Genomic DNA, 19922 nt, shown 5'->3' with positions numbered 1-19922 from the left:
AGTTCTTTCTTTTTTTAATCTATTAAACCTGCATCATATAGTTTTTTAAAATGACCTGGTTTTGATTTTAAATCATCAAAAGTACCAATTTGAGCAATTCCTTTATCACGTGCAAGAACAATAATTTGATCAACGTTTTTAATTGTACTTAATCTATGAGCGATTGTAACTGTAGTTCTACCACCCATTAAAGCATCTAATTTTACTTGAATTTCTTTTTCAACAATATTATCCAAAGCACTTGTAGCTTCATCTAAAATAAGTAATTGTGGATCTTTTAAAAACATTCTAGCTATTACTAATCTTTGTTTTTGACCCCCACTTAACATAAAACCACGTTCACCTAAAATTGTGTCATAACCATCTGGTCAAGTCATAACCAAATCATGTAATTCAGCTTTTTTAGCCGCCTCTTGTGCTTCTTCATCTGTTGCATCAAATCTTCCGTATTTTATATTATCAATAACTGTTCCAAATAATATTTGAGGTTCTTGTTCAACATAACCTACTTTATCTAAATAACTTGACAGGTGAATATCTTTTAAATCAATATTCCCATTAATTAAAACTTTTCCCTCATATGGGTCATAAAATCTTAGTAATAATTTTGCAATTGTTGATTTCCCAGCTCCTGTTTCTCCAACAAAAGCATAACTTTTTCCTTTTTCAAAAGTAAAACTAAATTTAGGCAAAATAACTTTTGAAGGTTTTTCTGGATATCTAAATTCAATATCTTCTAGTTTAATATCTCCATCAATTGAATCAATATATATTCCTTCATTATCATTGTAGTGCGGATCAATTCTTGGCACAGAAACAAGAATTTGATCAATTCTTGTTGAAGATGTTGAAGCTTGAGCTAATCCTGCAGTTACTCTTGCTACTTGCATTAATGGTCCAACCATAGTTCCAACACTACTTATAAATGAAGATAATACAATTGATAATTGATGAGGTTCATCATTATACAATAGTGCTGCTGCAATAACAATAACCATTTGAATTGAACTAACACCAGCTACCATAACTGTAATTACTGTTGATTGTAATTTTATTAAGCTACTTGATTTCTTGTAATAATCTTCATGAATTTCTTTAAATCTTTTAGTTTCATAACTTTCAGTACCTGATGCTTTAATTAATCTTACAGTACCAATTCTATCAGTTACATCTCCATTGATTGAAGTAATTGAATCTCTTGTTCTAAATAAAAGTTTTTTCACAACTCCAAATGTTAAAAACATTATTGCAATAATTATTGACATTGTAACAACAACAACAAGAGTTAGATTTGTATTTATTGTTGTCATCATTATTAGTGCACCAAAAAATGTAAAAGTTGCAGACATTAATGTTACTGGAACTTGTTGTGCTTGATCTCCAATGATCTGTGTATCTGAAACAATTTTTGTCAATATTTCTCCAATTTTTTTATCAGAATAATAACTCATATCTTGTTTTACAAGTTTCTCTAATGCTCTATTTCTTAAGCTTATCTCAATATTTTTTCCCATTAAACCTGCTAGATAGTTTGAAGAAAATGTAAATATTGCAAGAGCTCCAAATAAAGAAATCTGTACATATATTCACTCTTGTCAAGTCAAATGTAGTCCCAAAAATGATGAAGAAAAAACAGGTTTTCCTTCTAAAAAATCAACATACAAAAATATATTTCCTGTTTTATTTAATTCTGCTAATCATTGCTTTATTGTTTCTTCTGTTGCACCTTCTTGTGGTAATGAACCTGGTGCCATTAATAATGACATCATATTTTCAATAATTTTAGGTCCTAAAATTGTTGTAAATGATGATGCTAGTGTAAAAAATACTAAAAAAAATGCCAAAAATGGATGTTTTTTTAGATAATCAAAAATTATACCGTTAAAAGTTTTGCCTTTATTTTTTTTTGAATTAAAATTAGGTTCCTGATTATTTTTCAAATTTTTTTCAGTATTAATAGTTTCATTTAAATTATTAATTTCACTATTTTTTTTCATATAATTTCCCTTTCTAATTTCATTAATTATTATTATACACCAACAATAAAAAAGAGAGATAAAAATTATCTCTCCAAATTAAAATTATTCTATCATTTGTGTGTCGGGAATAAAATGATTAGTTTAATTTATTTAGTTTAGGCTTTAACCTTACAAGTGTGATATCTCTATCACAATTTGATTATAACACTTTATAAATCATTTAACACAGCTTTTGCATTTTCTATTAATTTTGCACCATTTTTTATCATTTTATTAGTTCCATCTAAACCGTTTAATGAATCTGGTATTGCAAAAATTTCTTTTCCCTCATTTATTGCAAATGAAAATAATTTATTTAATGAATCATTGTTTTTAATGTGAATAAAAACAATGCCCTTTGAAATTCCACAAATAAGTCTTGATGAATAATCATCAATTTGATTAGTAAAATCTTTTCCGCTCTCATATATCTCTGTAATTACTAAAAAATTTTGTTTTTCTTTTAAATCTAAATTTTTTTCAACATAACTTTGCATATCACTTTTTAATACTAAAATAATTTGATTTTTGTTTTCTATACTATAGTTTAATATTTCTAAATTAATTCCAATTCTCTCCAAAGTACTAATAATAATTTAATTTTTGGAAAAATCTTTAATTAATTTTTCAATATTATTTTTACTATAATCATTAATTTCACTACCACCCACCATTGCCACTGTTTTAGTATATTTGCTAAGTAATGAAATATCTCCCTTGTAATAAATTACAAATGGTGGTTTGTGAGTATTTTTTAAATAGTTTGGATACAAAGGGCTTAAAATAGTTATAAAATCACTACTAATTCTAGTTGTAACATCTTCAAGCTCTTTATAAGTTATTTTTTCTTTTGATTCCAATGCTTGATAAATTTTATCTCAAGTTTCATTGTATTTAAGTGAAAAATAAAGTAGTACATTTTCCATTTTAATTTAAATGAATTATTTTGTTAGCAACAAGTTCATTACCATAACCATTTGATTCTAAATTACCAAATGAAACTATTTTTGCTTCAACACCAATAAAGGATTGATCAAAATATTCATATTCATCTCCTAAAACATTATTCCAAACTTTTACATTTATATAATCTTCTAATTGATTACCCGTTTTTGATTTATAAGTTCTTGGAACTTTTATAATAAATTTATATAATTTTTTTTACCATCTTTTGTATTAAATACAAGTTGTGGTATGCCTTCTAATTGGCAATAATTGTGACATTATTCATATTTTCTTCCTCCATTATATATATCGATCTTTTTATAAAAAATAAAAAAAATTATAATAAATTATAATTTTTTTACAAATTTAGTTTTCTCTTTTTGATTTTGTATCAATAGATTTTATTGAATTTTTCTTATTTAAATTAAACTGTTTTTTAAAAGATTTAAATGATTCAGATATTTCTATTTTTTTTGCTAAAAACTCTTCTTTAGATTTTTTTAAATTTTCTTTTAAATTTAAATTTAATTGTTTTTTTTCTTCAATTTCAATACCTTTTATTCTTATTTTTTTAAAAATTTCATTTTTCATAGTTTGAATTTTTTCAATATAAATATCTCTGGACTCTTTTAACATTTTTATTGCTTTTTGTTTTGCAATACCAAGTTCATTTAATAATTGCGATCCTTCTTCAATTAATCCCTCAGACTTTGCAACAACTGTTGATACTGCAACTCCACCCAAAACATTAGCTCCAGTTCTTCCCATATCAAATAATCCATCTAGTGGTAAAATAATGTTTAATACACTACTTGTATAACTTCCAAAACCTAATCCACCTAAAACTCCAACTGTAACAACTGTTGCTGTACCAGGAACTCCTGCAATTCCAATTGATGCAATTACTGTTACAAATAATGCCAAAATAAAAAATGTAAATAATCCCATACTATGAATTGAACTATCTGTTGTTGACGCAGTTCATAAAATACTTGTTGCTAAACCAGATTGAACTCCAGCACAAGCAATTAGTCCCATGGTTGTTGAAAGCGGAGCAATTGTATTTGTTGGTTTACTTCCAACTTTCATTTCTTCATTTAATGTTTTCATTGTTACTGGAAGTGTTGCATTTGATGATTGTGTTGAAAATCCTTGTACTAAAGGTCTTCATGCAAATTTTCATCATTTTCCAACTTTTACTCCTGATAAGAATATTAATAATGTTAATCATCCAATTGCAATAAAAACTCCCAAATATCCAAGTCCTATAATTTTACCTATTGTTATAAGCGCTCCAATTTCTCTTGAAGTAAGAGAAACTGTCATCATTGACATAACAGCTAAAGGCATTATTTTCATAAATGTCATTAATACTGACATCATAATATCTCAGCCAGTATTCATAGCTTTTCTTACTGCTTCCATTTCAACTTGTTTTTTCTTTGAAAGAATTTTTACAGAACCTCCAGTAAGTGCACCAATTACCATTACAGGTAATATTGAATTTTTTGCTAACGCCCCAACAATATTGTTAGGAATGTATCCTCAAATAAGTTGTGGTATTGGTACATTATCTCTTCCCGCACCTGTAATTGAAGCTCCTTCTTCAAGATCAAAACCATTCCCAATTTTAAAAACCACTCCTAAGAAAAATGTAATAGTAAACATTAATGCAACATTAAAAAGTAATAAACCAACCCCTTTTAATGTAATTCTTGCAAGACCAGTTTCCCCTGGTTTTGAAGTAATTTTGAAAATTGCCAGAAAGACAATTGGTACTGTTAATAAGTAAACTCCATTTATAAATATATTTTTGAATAATGAAGCCCATATATTCAATTCCATTATTCAGTATAATCTATTATCATAATTAATTGAATTATCTTCATTTGTTAAACTGCTAAATTCATCTCCTGTTGGAAACCCAATAATTGCTTGTAATATTATTCCATAAACTAACCCAATTACCATCCCAGATATAACTCTGAACATAAAAGCAATCTTATATCGTTTTAGAAAAAATCAAAAACCAATTTGTAATGCCAAAAAAAATAAAATTGCAACAGCCGATTGTCAACTACTAATTGCAAGAAAATTTCTTAATAAGTCATTTGTTTCTGCTAAAAGCATTTTTTCATTCCTTTCCTATTTTTTTAATTTAGACATAGCAATATGAACTATATCTGTTGTTTTTGAAAATGGTGGTGCATATGCAAAATCAATTTGTTCTAAAACTGAATCTAATTTTGCTTTTTGTCAAATCAAAGCAGATAATGCATTAATTCTTAAAATTGAATTATTACTTCCTGCCATTTGAGCACCAATGATTTCTTTTGAATCATTATTCATAATTATTTTTAAATATAAATCTTTTTGATTAGTTGTATATGCTGTGTGATCTTTATCCTTTATTAATACTGATTTAAAATTTATGTTTCTTTCCTTTGCATCATTTTCAGATAATCCAGTTCTTGCAACTTCTAAATCAAAAATTCTTATCATTGCACTTTGAATTGAACCAACAAAATTTTCATTTCTACCTGATATATTATCTGCAATAACTCTGGCAAATTTTGAGGCAACTGTTGCTAGTGGAGAATAAATATCTTCATCAGTTAAGTAATTTTTTGATGTTGTACAATCTCCCGCTGAATAAACAGAACTAATATTTGTTTCACCTTTTGTATTTACAATGATAGCCCCTTTTGAATTAATTGCCAATTTTGAATTATTAAAAATTTCTGTATTTGGTTTAAATCCAACTGCCATTAAAACAGCATCAACATTTATTTTCTCTCCATTTTTTAGCAAAATACCATTAACTTCATCATTAGTATTTAATAAAATTTCACTCACTTGATGATTTAATAAAACATTGATACTTTTTTGATTTAATTTTTCAAGAATTAAATCAGAAAATTCTTCATCAAATGCCTTTGAAGAAATTCTTTTCTCCATTTCAATTAAATATACTTCCTTATTTAATTCACGAAAAGTTTCACACATTTCCAAACCAATAAAACCTGCCCCTATTACAGCAATTTTTTTTATTTTATTATCTTCTTCCATTTTCTTTTTTAGCATAATTCCATCTTCTAAAGTAGTTAATGTAAAAACACTTTTACCATTTATTCCTTTTATATTTGGAATAATTGGTTTTGCACCAACAGCAATAACCAAATTATCATATTCTAATTGTTGATTATTAAAAAAAACTTTTTTATTTTCAAAATCTACTGTATTAACATTTATATTTGAATAAATTTTTATACCTGTCTTTTCAAAATCATCTTTTGTTCTTGCTATTAATATATTTTCATCAGTAAAATTATTTGCCACAAAATATGGCAAACCACAAGCGCCAAGAGAAACATATTTTTTTTCTTGAAAAACAATTATTTCTGAATCTGGTAAATTTCTTTTTAATCTTGCTGCAACTCCCATTCCAGTTGCACTACCACCAATAATTATTGTTCTCATTTTAACTCCTAAATATCTAGAATGGTACTTTAATACCATTTATATTATATGTATAATATTGAATTTTGTTTAAAAAATAAAAAAATCTTTATTATAACTATAAGATTTTTTTATTTTATTAAATTTCCAAAAATTTTTTTAAATTTTTAAATAGTGATTCACATTTTTGTTTAGCTTTAAATTCATTTGCATCAATACACACAAAATATATTTTGATTTTAGGTTCAGTTCCTGAGGGTCTAATTGCAATTCAACTTCCATCTGTAAAATAAAATTTCAATAAATTTTGACCAGGCATTCCGAATAGTCCATAAATATAATCTTCTGCATATTTTAATTCTAAATCACCTAAATGATCAAAAGAATTATCTCTAAGTTTTTTCATTATTGGTTCCACTTTAGATTTTATTTCTTCAGGTTTAAAATTTAAATTTTCAGTATATGTATAATAATAGCCATATTTTTTATATAAATCATCTAAAACATCAATTAAGGTTTTGTTTTGTTTTTTATAATACCATGCTGCTTCAGCAAGCATTACTGTTGCTTGAATTCCATCCTTGTCCCTTGTTGATGAATCTAATACATATCCATAACTTTCTTCATAAGCAAAAACAAAATTTAACAATCTTTCTGGTTCTTTTAAAATTTCTGAACCCATTCATTTAAAACCTGTTAATGTCTTAATTACTTTAACTCCATAAGTTTCACTAGCAATTCTATCTCCCAAATCACTTGTTACAAAACTAGAATACATAGCTGGATTTTGAGGAGTAGAATTATTTAATTTCATTTGACTTAATTTTCATTCAATTAGAATTGGTCCAGTTTGATTTCCATCAATTCTAATTCATTCACCATTATGATTTATTGCACACCCAATTCTATCTGCATCTGGATCTTGAATTATTATAATAGAAGCATCTTTATGTTTTTTTCCATATTCTAATGGAATTTTTCATGCTGGTTCAAATTCAGGATTTGGATTTCCAACATTTTTAAAAGTAGAATCTTCAAATGCATGTTCTTCCACTTCAATTACTTCATAACCAAATTTTTTTAAAAGTGGAGGTGTAAATTCTGTTCCTGTTCCATTAACGGCTGAATATATCATTTTGAATCCATCTCTTGATTGATCTTTATAAAATTGTAAATTACTAATCATTTTTTTATAGTTTTTTAAAACATTATTATTAATATTTTCTATCAATGAATGATCAGCTTTGTAATTTCAATTTAAAATATTTGAAATTTCAGACATATGATTTGCAATAATTTCAGTTTCTTCATCAATTAATTGACAACCAAATTCATCATAAATTTTATAACCATTATATATTGCTGGATTATGACTTGCTGTAATTACAATTCCACCAATTGCATTTAAATCTTTTGTTGAAAATGAAACAACTGGAGTTGGTTTCATTTTATTATCTTCAAATAGATATGCTTTAATACCAAAACTAGTTAAAATTTCTGCAGCTAATTGTGAAAATTCTTTTGAAAATTTTCTATTATCATGGCCAATTACAACACCTCTAGTTAACTCTTCAGGGTATTTTGAAATTAATAATTTGGCATAACTTATTGTAACTAACTTTATAGTATATAAATTAAATCTACCAGGACCTGCACCTAAAATACCACGAATTCCTGCTGTTCCAAATTCTAAATTAATATTAAATGCAGCATTTAATTCTTCATCTGTTGCATTTAGTAATTCCTCTTTTAATTCTGTTTCCAAATGTTGTGAAGTGATTCACTCTTGATAAATAGTATTATTTTTGTCAAAATTCATTATTTTCTCCTTTTATTTTCATAATTAATTTATAAGATAACCTATAAAAATTTAATATTCCAAATTGTTGTACTTTTAGTTGATGTTCAATTGTACAATATCCTTTGTGTTTTATAAAATTATAATCAGGGTATTTAGAATGATAATTAATCATTATTCTATCTTTATAAACTTTTGCTAAAATACTTGCAGCAGCAATACTTAAACTTAGATTATCCCCTTTAATTATTTTTAAACATTTATATTCTGGTAATTCAATTGATTCTCCGTCTATTAAACAAAACTCAGGTTTCACTTTTAGATTTTTAATTGTTTCAATCATTCCAATTCTACTTGTCTGCTTTGGATTAAATTTATCAACAAACTCAGAATCATATTCACAAATACTATATGAAATACAATTATCAATTATTTCATCATATAGTTTTTCTCTTTGTTTTTCTGATAATAATTTTGAATCTCTTATTAATAAATTTGAATAATCTAATTTTAATATTACTGAAGCAACAACAATTGGTCCAGCCATAGCACTTCTTCCAACTTCATATGAGCCTGAAACTAATTTTACTTTATATTTATCTTTAATATTTTTATCAAATAAATATCTTAAATTTTCTATCATTCAACTGTTAGATCACTTTCTACTGTAAAATCCAAATCTGTTTCATCAATAGTTTTTTTATTTATTTCAGATATTTCAATTGGTTTTTCAAAAGATATTCTCCCCAAATTATTATTTATAATATCATGAACAAATAATTCAATTGCTCTTTCAACATCTGCCATATTATCAAAAATTGTAAATTTATTTCTTTTTGCTATTTCTTCAAAAATTATAAATGTATCATCATAGTTTATTGGCCTTAAAATATTTTTATTTATTTTATATGTATTTTCAATTAAATCTGGATATGAATTGTAAATATATCTCATAAGTTTTGTTGCAAGTCTCTCTTTGGGAACAACTTCCAATTTTATAGAATTTGTTGCAGCACAATTGCATGCAATTGTTTCATTCTCAAATTTTGATGGTAGAATTCCTGGAGTATCAATTAGAGTTATATTTGGTGTCATTACAATCCTTTGTAAACCACGAGTTACTCCAGGTTTATTTCCAATTTTTACTGTTTTACCTTTTGAAAGTTTTGATATAACTGTAGATTTTCCAACATTTGGAATTCCAACAACAAGCACATTTAATTGAGGTTTTTCTATACCTCTCTTAATTTGTTTATTTTGGTTTTCTTTTGTCATTTCATTTATTAACTTTAAAATGTCATTATATATATCTGCTTGTTTATCTTTAATTAAATATGGTTTATTTCCAGAAGATAAAAAGTAATTAAATCATTGATTTGTTACTTCAACATCTGCTAAATCAAACTTTGACATAATAATTAACCTAGGTCTTTTGTTTAAAAGTTTTCTAAATAAAGAATTTTGTGTTGAAAAAGGAGATCTTGCGTCCACTATTTCAATAACTAAATCTACAATAGAAATTTTAGATTCAATTTCTTTAATACTTTTATTCATATGCCCAGGAAATCAATTAAAACTAGATTTTTCGTTGAACATAGTTCCTCCTTAAGTAGTGCAATATTATTTTAATATAATTAAACACTATTTGTGATATTTTTGATTTTTTGATATTTTAAATCCCCTATATAATTGTTCCAATAAAATAATTCTTACAAGATTATAAGGAAGAGTTAATGGACCAAAACTTAATTTATTTTGCCATTTAATTCTAAATTCAGAACTAAAACCGTCACTTGGTCCAATTATAAAACATAATTTTGCAGAATTATAATTTTGATTTCTTTTCAAAATTGAAACAATGTCTTCAGAACTATATTGACGAGCATTAATATCAAGTAAAAATATTTCAAAACCATTTAAAATATTTAATTTTTCCAAAATATTTTGTTCATTTCTTACTCTATTTGATTTAATATCTCCAAAATCAACTTCTTGAATTTGAATAACATCAATTTTAGAATGTTTTGATAATTTTTCTAAATACATATTATATGCATCCTTAAATTCTTTACTAATTTTATTAAAACATACAATTTTTATTTTCACAGTTTTCTCCTAAATTATTATTATTATACTACTTAGCAAATAATTATTTAAAAATATGATAAAATATAAATATGATTTTGGGGGAAATACAATGGCCGAAAAAAAACAATTTCAATCAATCTTAGATTATAGACCACAATTTGAAAATATTATGGATGCCTTAGTTCCAGATATACAATTTTCATACTCTGCAATTATGAATAATTCAACTATTCAAACATACTTTAATATGATTGCAATGGAATATTATGGATATGAATATTTTCAATTGTTAAGATTAAATAATTTAGAATTTAAGTTAAATGAAAGATCATTAAATTTAACTGTATTAGAAATGGTTTATAACATAATTACACAAATTGTTAGTAGAAAATGAAGATATTCTGAATATATTGCATATGATATGTACATTTTACCTTTACGTATAAAAAAATATATTTGCGCAATGAATTATAAATTTATTGAAACTGAAACAGCAACTAAAAAACCAGTTCTAAAACTGGTAAGTACAACCTCAAGAATTGTAACAGAAGAACTAATTGATCAATATCATGATGATAGACTGAATAATATAATTGGTCAATTTAGGTCATCTGCAAAACATGAAATAGAACATAAATTAACTTTATTTAAAAATATTGCATTGTTTTTACGTGAAGGTGAAGCATTATTATTTCAAAAATTTGGTAAAGAATTTGCAGAAGAATATTTTAAAAATGTAAAAATTTTAATGGAATTAAAATCAGATAAACTTACACCAAAAGATAAGAAATTTGTTGAAAAAAATATTGATGATTTATTTAATATTGCAATGTTAATGGTATTATTAATGTCTGATACTATGAAAATGGAACTTTGAAAAGAAATTAAAGACGCTGAAAAAAGAAGAATTGAATATGAATTAACTCAAAAAACAATTGAAGAAGCAAATAGAAAATTACAAGCTATTTCTTTAAAAGAAAAAGAAGTTAAAAAAATAGGACTAAAAAACTAGTTATTTATAAATAACTAGTTTTTTATATTTCTTGTTGGGTTGAACTCAAAACTACTTCTTTTAAAGATACTGATTGAGGCAAATTATACATGTAAATTATAATATTTGCGACTTGTTCAGCAGTTAACCCACCCTCAAGTTTATTTTTAAAATCATAATAATTTTCAATAATTTCAGAATTTTCTGTAGTATTAATTAAATTTGTATCCACTAATGCTGGAGCAACAGTTAAAACTCTAACATTAAATGGAGCAAGCTCTTTTCTTGTTTGTTCAGAAATTGCATGAACTGCAAATTTTGTACCATTATATACTGCTCTATTTTCAGAAGTTCATCTTCCAGCAACAGAACTTACATTAATTATTGTTCCAGTTTTCTTTTCTTTCATTTTTTTTATTACTATATTAATTCCATTCAAAACACCTTTTACATTAATATCTACCATTTCATGCTGAGTTTCTATGGCTAATGAATAAATTTTATCCAATGGCATAATTCCTGCATTATTAATTAATAAATCTACATCTCCATATTTTTTTTCTGCTCTATCAATGGCATTTTTAAAATCATTAAAATTTTTTACATCAACAGATTCACAAATCGCATTTGAAATTTCTAGTTCTAATAATTTTTCTTTTCTTCTTGCTAAAAGCAATATTGGATGTCCTTCTTTTGCAAATTTTTTTGCCAATTGCATTCCAATCCCACTTGAAGCTCCAGTAATAACAACTAATTTTTTCATAATTTTTCTCCTTACTATTATTATATTCTTATTAAAAAATAAAAAAACTAGATTAAATCTAGTTTAAAATTTTCCAAATCCACCTAAATTTGGCATTCTTCCTGACTTTAAAGTTTTTGCCATTTCCAAAACTTGTTTTTTACCTTTATCAAATTGATTAATTAATTCATTATATTCTTTTTCTGTTCTTCCTGAACCTTTTATTATTCTTTGTTTTCTTGTAATTGCCTTTAATAATCTAGGATCTCTTCTTTCTTTTATAGTCATTGAACTCATTAAAATTGTAGCGACTCTTAATCTATCCTGTGCTTGATTAATTTGTTGTTCTGAAATTTTACCATTCATTCCAGGCATCATTTTCATAATTCCACCAAGATTTCCCATTTTAGCAACTTGTTCAAGTTGATTTCTTAAATCCTCAAGATCAAATTGACCTGCAAACATTCGTTTCATGGTTTTTTCCATTGTTCTTTGATCAACAACATCAGCTGCTTTTTCAAATAATGTTTCAACATCTCCCATCCCAAGAATTCTATCTGCCATTCTTTTTGGATGAAATTCAGCAAGTGCATTAATTCCCTCACCCTCACCAATAAATTTAATTGGTAAATTAGTGATGTCAGTAATTGAAAGTGTTGCTCCCCCACGAGCATCTCCATCTAATTTTGTAACAATTACACCTGATAATTTTAATAATTTATTAAATTCTTGTGAAACATTAATTATATCTTGTCCTGTCATACCATCAACAGTTAATATAATTTCTTGTGGTGAACAGATTTTTCTTATATTATTTAATTCTTTCATCAGTTCTTTGTCAATTTGTAATCTTCCAGCAGTATCTAAAATTATTACTTCATAACCATTCTCTGATGCAAAATCAATTGCCTGTTTAGCTGTTTTCACAGGATCTTGTTTTCCTTTTTCAAAAACATCTAAATTATTTTTTTCTCCTAATTCAAGTAATTGATCAATAGCACCTGGTCTATAAATATCTAATCCTACCATTAATGTTTTTTTCTTATGTTTTTTTGAAATTAAATTAGATAATTTTCCTACTGTTGTAGTTTTTCCAGCACCCTGTAATCCAACCATCATTATTATTGAATGTTTCTTATTAATTTCTAATGGCTTATTAGTTTTTCCTAGAATTTCAACTAATTCTTCATGAACTAATTTAACCATTTGTTGGTCTGCTCTAACACCCTGTTCAATAAATTTACCTAAAGCTTTTGTTTCAATATTCTTAATAAATTTTTTAACCACTTCAATGTTTACGTCTGCCTCAAGTAATGCTAATCTAATTTCTCTAAGAACTTCTTTTATATTTTCTTCATTTAAAGTTGTTTTTTTTAAATTTTTTTCAATAGATTTTTTCATTCTATTGCTTAAAAAATCTCCAAATCCCATATTTTCAACTCCAATCACTTAATAATTATAGCATAAGAAAAATATACCAATTAATATTGGTATATTTTATAATTTTATCGATTCTCTTTTTTCTCTAATCAATGTAATAACTATTTCACCTGGGGTTTTATTAATTGAAGAAATTTTTTGTTTTAAAATAATCGCTAACTTTTTTAATTTGTAATCATCAATTATTGATGGATTAACCATAACTCTTATTTGTCTCCCAGATTGCAAAACATAAGCTTTTAAAACTCCTTCAACTCCAAGACAAGTATCTTCTAGTTGCTTCATCCTTGAAAAATATTCATTTGCATCATTATTTCTTGCTCCAGGTCTTGCTGCACTCATGGTATCTGCAATTGCAACAATTTCAGCATAAAAAGATTCTTTTTCTACATCATTATGATGAGCCTCAACTGCATTAATAATTAAATTATCAATATTATATTTTTTTAAAATATTTACACCAAGTTTTACATGTGTTCCTTCAACTTCAAAATCCACAGCTTTTCCTATATCATGTAATAAACCTGCTTTTAGTGCAATATTTTCATCTAAGTTTAATTGACCTGCTATATAACTTGAAAATCTTGCAACCTCAAGTGAATGCTGTAAAGCATTTTGTCCATAACTGTGTCTAAATTTCATTTTGCCTAGTAAATAAACTATTTCCTCGGGAAGATCATAAATTTTTAAATCACTTACAGTTTTATAACCTATTTCCAAAAAGCTTTTTTCCAATTTTTCAGTTTGAATTAAAATTTGCTCCTCAATAGTTGCAGGTTGTATTCTTCCACTTTTAACAAGTTCTGTTAAAGATAAATATGCAATTTCTCTGCGAATTGGATTAAATGAAGATATTCAAATTCTATTTGGTGTATCATCAATCATAATATCTACACCACAAAATAGTTGAAATGTTTTAATATTTCTTCCTTCTTTACCAATTATTTTTCCTTTTCAAGAGTCATCTTCAATTTCAAAAAAAGTTGTATTTTTATCAGTAGTGACTTCAACAACGCTTTTTTGCATTGCATCAATCAATATTCTAGATGCTCTTTTATACGATTGATATTTTAAATTTTCCTCAGCTTTTTTTAATTCTTCTGATAAATCTTTTAAATATCGGCTTTCCACTAAATCTAATAATTCCTTTTTAGCTTCTAAAAAACTCATCCCAGAAATTTCTTCTAATAAAATTTGAATATTTTTTTTACCTAATTCAAATTGTTTTTTTAGTTTATTTAATTCTACTTTTTCATTAATAAAATCTTGTTCTTTTTTATTTATTTCATCAATTTCCAAATATAATTCATCTTTTTTATTTTTTAATTCTTTTTCAAGTAAAAGTAAACTTTCATTTTTTACTTTCATTTCATTTTCCAAATTCAATTTTAAAATTGCTGCTTCTGCTTTAGCATCTGCAATAATTTTCATTTGAATTCTTTTTCCTTCGTCATTTATTTTTTTTAAAATATTATTGCGTTGACGAGATAATATTAAATATAAAATAATTGTACATAGTACAACTATTATTACAATTAATAAAGTAACCGCAACAATAAATGCATTTTCTCAAAATTCTGTCCCTAACAATTAAATTCTCCATTCTTGGAAAACTGTGGACGTTGCAATTGCAACAATATCATTCTACATTAAAATATAAAAAAAACTTGAAATTTTCCAAGTTTTTTAATTCTTATTCTATTATTTCTTTTAATTTATTTTGAATTTCTTCATACTTTTCAGGGTTTACTTTAAATCATTCCCTAACTGATTCTTTCCCTTGTCCAATTTTTTCATCACTATATGAGTATCAAACACCTGATTTTGAAAGTACATTATAAATTGTAGCCATTTCCACAATTTCCAAATCTCTTTCAATTCCCCTATTATAACCAATTGTAATTTGGCAAGTTTTAAAAGGAGAAGAAACTTTATTTTTAACAACTTTTATTTTTACTTTATTAGCTGTTGCTTCACCGTTATTTGTTATTATTTCTCCCTTTCTTACTTCTAATCTAACAGAAGAATAAAATCTTAATGCCCTACCCCCAGGAGTAGTCTCTGGATTTCCAAAAATTACTCCAACCTTTTCTCTTAATTGATTTATAAAAATTACTGTTGTATTTGTTTTTGAAATTATTCCATTTAGTTTTCTCAAAGCTTTTGACATTAATCTTGCTTGTAAACCAATTTGTTGATCTGACATTTCTCCATCAAGTTCGGTTTTTGGAACAAGTGCTGCGACAGAATCAATGACTATAATATCCATAGTATTTGATTTTACAAGCATTTCTAAAATATCTAGTGCCTGTTCACCAGAATCTGGCTGTGCTACTACTAAATTTTTAATATCTACTCCAATATTTTTTGCATATCTTGGATCTAGTGCGTGCTCTGCATCAATAAATGCTGCTCTACCATTATTTTTTTGTGCCTCTGAAATTGCATGTAATGATAAAGTAGTTTTTCCTGATGATTCTGGACCATAAATTTCAATTATTCTTCCCTTTGGATATCCTCCAATTCCAATTGCCCTGTCTAATAAAAAACTTCCAGATGATATAGTTTCAATACTAACTATATTATCATCTCCAAGTTTCATAATTGAACCTTTTCCAAAAGTTTTTTCAATATCTTTTAAGACAGATTTAAAAGCTGGATCATCATATATATTTTCTCTATCCATATTTAAAATTACCTCATTTTTATTTTTATTTAATTCTTGTTCTAACATAATTTCCTCCTCAATTTATATATCGGTGAATTTATGAAAAAATAAAATTATTTATATAAAAATTTCTTTATAATAAATTTTATTGCCATTTTTTTATATCTTTTTCTTGATATATTTTTTTTAATTTCAAATTTATATATATGATTTTTGTTTTCGAATCTAAAACCAATATAACTTAAACCTGAATTACCATTTGTTATATCAATTGGAGTAGCATAACCAGTAAAAGCAAATACAACTTCTGTATTAAGTAATTTAAAAGTATTATCTAACATTAAATTTATTGCTTGAAATGATACAGCACTATATTTTTTAATTATTTCTATATCTATATTTAAAATATTATTTTTAAAATCGTTTGAATAACAAACAAAACTTCCCATAAATCAATCACTTGATCCTTTTATATTTGTTATTTCATTTGAAAACATACCACCAGAAAATGATTCACAAGCTGATATTGTATATTTTTTTTGTAATAATTTTTTTAAAAGTTTTCTCATATACAAATCCTTAAAAAATATAGTGAAATTAATTTATCATAACCCACGTTCTGTAACACAATTAAATGTGCATCAACTATCTATCTATCACTTATGTGATCCAAAAAATTCAGTTCATTTTCTGATTTTCTAGTTCCCCTACCAAATTTGGGTTTCTTGCTTGTGGAGTTTACCCGTTCCAGTTCCCTATTTCTAGTTACTCGTCTCTGTGGCACTTTAAAGAGTTTTATCATAGAATAAATATTCCTTAGATTTGACTCAAGTCGTTATCATTATATGATACCTAGAGTTATTTTTTTCTCTAGCACAATCACTACATTCATCTCAGAATGTACAAGCGTGGAGTTTCCTCTATATTATTTTTCAAATATAGCAGTTGATTCAAAATTAATCTCATTAATTATTTTATACTATTTTATTTATTAAAATTTTCTTTTTCTAATTTTGATATTCTTTGAATTATTGCCGAAGAATTTAAACCTGCTCTTGCAAGCTGCTCCATTTGACTTTCACTTAGTTTTAAAGTTGCCAAAGTTTCATTTAATTCATTACTTAGTACTTTTAAATTATTTTCTAAATCAGAAATTTTTTTATCTTTTTGTCTATCTCTTTCTAAAAAAATTCTATAATCTTCTGCAATCATATCTAAAAAAGAATCCACTTCTTCTACTTTATAACCCTTATATTCAACTTCAAAATCTTTATCCAAAATTTCTTGTTTTGATAATTTTATATAATCTGCCATTTAAGTTTTCTCCTTTTAATTTAATTTTATAGATATATTTATTTTTTTTATACATTTTTTAAAATTTATCGATTATTATTTTGAGGTGATTTAATGATTTTAAAAAATAAAGGAATGTTTTTAGAAACAATTATTAATAATACTATTGAAAAATTACTAATTGAAAATACTGCAGTTATTCAAAAAATGCCACTCAATAGTTCAATTATTTCAATAAAAAATAATATTGTTGAATCAAAATTAAATAAAAATTTTTTTTGTGATTATATAGATTTATGAAATGGCGCTTACCTAGAATTTGAAGCAAAAGAAACATAACTAGAATATTTTAATACTAACAATATTAAGAAAAATCAATTACAAAAATTGATTTTAGTAAATCAAAACAATAGTATAGCATTTGTGATTATATATTTTCATAAATTTGATAAGTGCTTTTGTCTTACTATAAATGAAATATTAAAATTAGAAAATAAAAAATACCTTTTAACTTTTTTATTGAAAATTTTAAAGAAGTTAAACTTAACGGTATTTTTATTAATTTTGAAGATATTTTTAATCATTTAGCCAATTATACATTGTAATTTTAACTGAGCTTTTTTTAGATTTTTCTTCTAATTTCAAAAGTAAATCTTTTACATTAGTAATGCTATACTGATGAATATATTCTAAAATTTTTGGTTTTGAAATACCTGATTCAATATATTCATCAAATTTTAAAATTTCTTCTTTTACTAGCTTATTATTAAATATTTTTTCTAAAAAATTATATTCACTATCTACTTTAAGAATTGAATGTTCTTCTTCAAGTTTTACAAGAAGTCTATTAAATAAAGGGGAAAGATCTAAAACTGTTTTTTTTCCTTTTTGATCAATTTTAATAAATCTATTTTTTAATAAATCTGCAATTTCTTGTTCAATTTCCTGCTTTGTAATATTCATATAATTTTCAATTTGGGATGGTGTAAAATTTCTTTGTTCATAACTTGATAATTCCATAATTATTAATACTATAGCTAACTGTTTTTCATTTAAATTAATTTTTGAATAATTTAATATTAATAAACTTTTTTTATTTATAATTCCAGATTGAAATAATTCTAACATTTTTAAATTTTACAAAATTAAAAGTTGCAATTGCAACTTTTAATTTTTTTATTATTTAGCAACAGCATCTTTTAGTTGTTTTGCAACTTTAAATTTAGCTACAGTAGTCGCTGGAATTTTAATTTTTGCACCAGTTGCTGGATTAACTCCATCACGAGCAGCTCTTTCTGAAGTAACAAATTTACCAAATCCTGCAATTGAAACTTCATCTTTCTTTACTAATGCATCTGTCATTTCTTCAAATATAAAATTTATCATTTTTTCAGCTTCTGATTTTGTACTACCAAATTCAACTGATAATTTTTCAGACAATTCTTTTTTTGTCATGGTATACACCCCTTATATTCTATACTACCTTAGCGCACTTGAAAAATTCATTGATTAATACACTAGGCTTATCATTATTGTATAGTATTCTATACATTATTTCAAATATTGGTGCATTTATTTTTTGTTTTCTTGCTATTTCATACCCTAATTTACAAGCCGCAACTCCTTCAACAGTTTTTTTATGAGATTTTAAAACTTTTTCTGCACTATCTAATTTGGCAATTTCAACACCAAGTGAAAAATTTCTAGATTTTGAAGATGAAGCTGTTAAAATTAAATCCCCTAAAGTAGCAAAGTTCATAAAAGTTTCTAATTTTGCTCCAAAAGATTTTGCAATAGTATATATTTCTGCATTTCCAATTGTAATTAAACTTGCTTTTGCATTGTCTGCTCCTGCAAAACCATGAAGCATTCCTGCTGCAATTGCGACAGTATTTTTTAAAGCTGCAGAAATTTCACAACCAATAACATCTGTTGATATCTTAACTATAAAATATTCATTTGAAAAAATATTTGCCATATATAATGCAATTTGCTCATTTTCATTACAACTCATTACACAAGTAGGTTTTCTCATAATAACCTCAATTGCAACTGAGGGCCCATATATTGCACCATAACTTTTCATTACACCTGTACCTTCAAATTTTTTCTTAATTTTTTTACTTAAAACATCCAAATTTTCTTCATCTAAGCCCTTAGCAACATTTATTATATGCATTTCTCTTTTTCCATATTTGATAATATTTTCAATAGCAGAATTTAAAGCAAAAGTAGGAACTCCTAAAATAACAATTTGTGCTTTTTCCATAACTTCTGCAAAATCCATTGTTGCTTTAATTTCAGTATTAAGTAATAAATCAGAAAAAAACATTGAATTTAAATGATTATTGTTTATATCATCCACTTGTGTTTCTTCAATTCCATACATAATTACGTCATGCCCATTATCAGCTAATACATTTGCCAAAACTGTACCATAAGCTCCTGTTCCAATAATTGCAATTTTTTCTTTAATCATA

The 19922-nt window shown here is 25.4% G+C and carries 17 protein-coding genes, 1 other RNA gene and 2 pseudogenes; 2 read left to right on the top strand and 18 right to left on the bottom strand.

Translation table 4 applies throughout. The annotated features are described in order from the left end of the window. Positions 1-14 precede the first annotated feature (14 nt). From STAIW_RS01580 to STAIW_RS01540, 8 genes and pseudogenes are all read right to left on the bottom strand, one after another. Complete coding sequence (locus STAIW_RS01580; protein ID WP_020834114.1) at positions 15-1997, bottom strand: ABC transporter ATP-binding protein; 1983 nt, start codon at positions 1995-1997, stop codon at positions 15-17. Positions 1998-2188: 191 nt separating this feature from the next. After that, positions 2189-2944: pseudogene (locus tag STAIW_RS06470) on the bottom strand (DNA-processing protein DprA). Positions 2945-3329: 385 nt separating this feature from the next. Then, complete coding sequence (locus tag STAIW_RS01565; protein WP_020834113.1) at positions 3330-5093, bottom strand: dicarboxylate/amino acid:cation symporter; 1764 nt, start codon at positions 5091-5093, stop codon at positions 3330-3332. A gap of 15 nt (positions 5094-5108) precedes the next feature. After that, a complete protein-coding gene (locus tag STAIW_RS01560; RefSeq protein WP_020834112.1) occupies positions 5109-6443 on the bottom strand; it encodes a CoA-disulfide reductase in 1335 nt (444 codons plus the stop codon). Between the two features lie 118 nt (positions 6444-6561). After that, positions 6562-8241, bottom strand: a complete 1680-nt coding sequence (locus tag STAIW_RS01555; RefSeq protein ID WP_020834111.1) for a phospho-sugar mutase — start codon at positions 8239-8241, stop codon at positions 6562-6564. Further along, positions 8222-8863, bottom strand: coding sequence for a ribonuclease HII (locus STAIW_RS01550; RefSeq protein WP_020834110.1), 642 nt, complete (start codon positions 8861-8863; stop codon positions 8222-8224). The genes STAIW_RS01555 and STAIW_RS01550 overlap by 20 nt, the downstream gene beginning before the upstream one ends. Continuing rightward, positions 8857-9816, bottom strand: coding sequence for a ribosome biogenesis GTPase YlqF (ylqF, locus tag STAIW_RS01545; RefSeq protein WP_020834109.1), 960 nt, complete (start codon positions 9814-9816; stop codon positions 8857-8859). Before ylqF ends, STAIW_RS01550 begins: the two co-directional genes overlap by 7 nt. Positions 9817-9861: 45 nt before the next feature. Further along, positions 9862-10326 (bottom strand): 23S rRNA (pseudouridine(1915)-N(3))-methyltransferase RlmH, encoded by a 465-nt coding sequence (locus STAIW_RS01540; protein WP_020834108.1) that lies wholly within the window; start codon positions 10324-10326, stop codon positions 9862-9864. Positions 10327-10381: 55 nt separating this feature from the next. Between STAIW_RS01540 and STAIW_RS01535 the strand changes: the two genes are divergently transcribed. Then, the gene (locus tag STAIW_RS01535) at positions 10382-11320 is read left to right on the top strand and encodes a hypothetical protein (RefSeq protein WP_020834107.1); all 939 of its coding nucleotides are present in this window, start codon (positions 10382-10384) and stop codon (positions 11318-11320) included. Between the two features lie 22 nt (positions 11321-11342). Here STAIW_RS01535 and STAIW_RS01530 read toward each other — a convergent pair whose 3' ends face one another. From STAIW_RS01530 to STAIW_RS01505, 7 genes are all read right to left on the bottom strand, one after another. Beyond that, positions 11343-12062 carry an SDR family oxidoreductase gene (locus STAIW_RS01530; protein ID WP_020834106.1) on the bottom strand — a complete coding sequence of 240 codons (720 nt, stop codon included), beginning with the start codon at positions 12060-12062 and terminating at the stop codon, positions 11343-11345. Positions 12063-12125: 63 nt separating this feature from the next. Continuing rightward, positions 12126-13472, bottom strand: coding sequence for a signal recognition particle protein (gene ffh / locus STAIW_RS01525; protein WP_020834105.1), 1347 nt, complete (start codon positions 13470-13472; stop codon positions 12126-12128). 66 nt (positions 13473-13538) lie between these two features. Beyond that, positions 13539-15071: a ribonuclease Y gene (rny, locus tag STAIW_RS01520; RefSeq protein ID WP_020834104.1), complete on the bottom strand. Its 1533-nt coding sequence runs from the start codon at positions 15069-15071 to the stop codon at positions 13539-13541. A 103-nt stretch (positions 15072-15174) separates the two neighbouring features. Then, a complete protein-coding gene (recA, locus tag STAIW_RS01515; protein ID WP_408640667.1) occupies positions 15175-16212 on the bottom strand; it encodes a recombinase RecA in 1038 nt (345 codons plus the stop codon). A 50-nt stretch (positions 16213-16262) separates the two neighbouring features. Continuing rightward, positions 16263-16718, bottom strand: a complete 456-nt coding sequence (locus STAIW_RS01510; RefSeq protein WP_020834102.1) for a CinA family protein — start codon at positions 16716-16718, stop codon at positions 16263-16265. Between the two features lie 34 nt (positions 16719-16752). Next, an RNA gene (gene rnpB, locus STAIW_RS05780) (RNase P RNA component class B) lies at positions 16753-17106 on the bottom strand. Between the two features lie 27 nt (positions 17107-17133). After that, entirely contained in the window at positions 17134-17463 is a 330-nt protein-coding gene (locus STAIW_RS01505) for a DivIVA domain-containing protein (protein WP_020834101.1), read from the bottom strand. Positions 17464-17556: 93 nt separating this feature from the next. On the opposite strand from STAIW_RS01505, the pseudogene STAIW_RS06465 reads away from it, so the two are divergent. After that, positions 17557-18030: pseudogene (locus tag STAIW_RS06465) on the top strand (Holliday junction resolvase RecU). On the opposite strand, the gene STAIW_RS01495 reads toward STAIW_RS06465, so the two are convergent. Genes STAIW_RS01495 through STAIW_RS01485 form a run of 3 tightly spaced genes read right to left on the bottom strand, consistent with a single transcriptional unit; the run spans position 18019 to position 19921 of the window. Then, on the bottom strand, positions 18019-18570 hold the full coding sequence (locus STAIW_RS01495; protein ID WP_020834100.1) for a DnaD family protein: 552 nt from the start codon (positions 18568-18570) through the stop codon (positions 18019-18021). The pseudogene STAIW_RS06465 and the gene STAIW_RS01495 overlap by 12 nt on opposite strands. Before the next feature lie 51 nt (positions 18571-18621). Then, a complete protein-coding gene (locus STAIW_RS01490; protein WP_020834099.1) occupies positions 18622-18897 on the bottom strand; it encodes an HU family DNA-binding protein in 276 nt (91 codons plus the stop codon). A gap of 19 nt (positions 18898-18916) precedes the next feature. Further along, on the bottom strand, positions 18917-19921 hold the full coding sequence (locus STAIW_RS01485) for an NAD(P)H-dependent glycerol-3-phosphate dehydrogenase (RefSeq protein WP_020834098.1): 1005 nt from the start codon (positions 19919-19921) through the stop codon (positions 18917-18919). Position 19922 lies beyond the last annotated feature (1 nt).

Source organism: Spiroplasma taiwanense CT-1 (assembly GCF_000439435.1).
GTDB lineage: Bacteria > Bacillota_I > Bacilli_A > Mycoplasmatales > Mycoplasmataceae > Spiroplasma_A > Spiroplasma_A taiwanense.
This window is presented reverse-complemented; position numbering and strand designations above follow the sequence as displayed.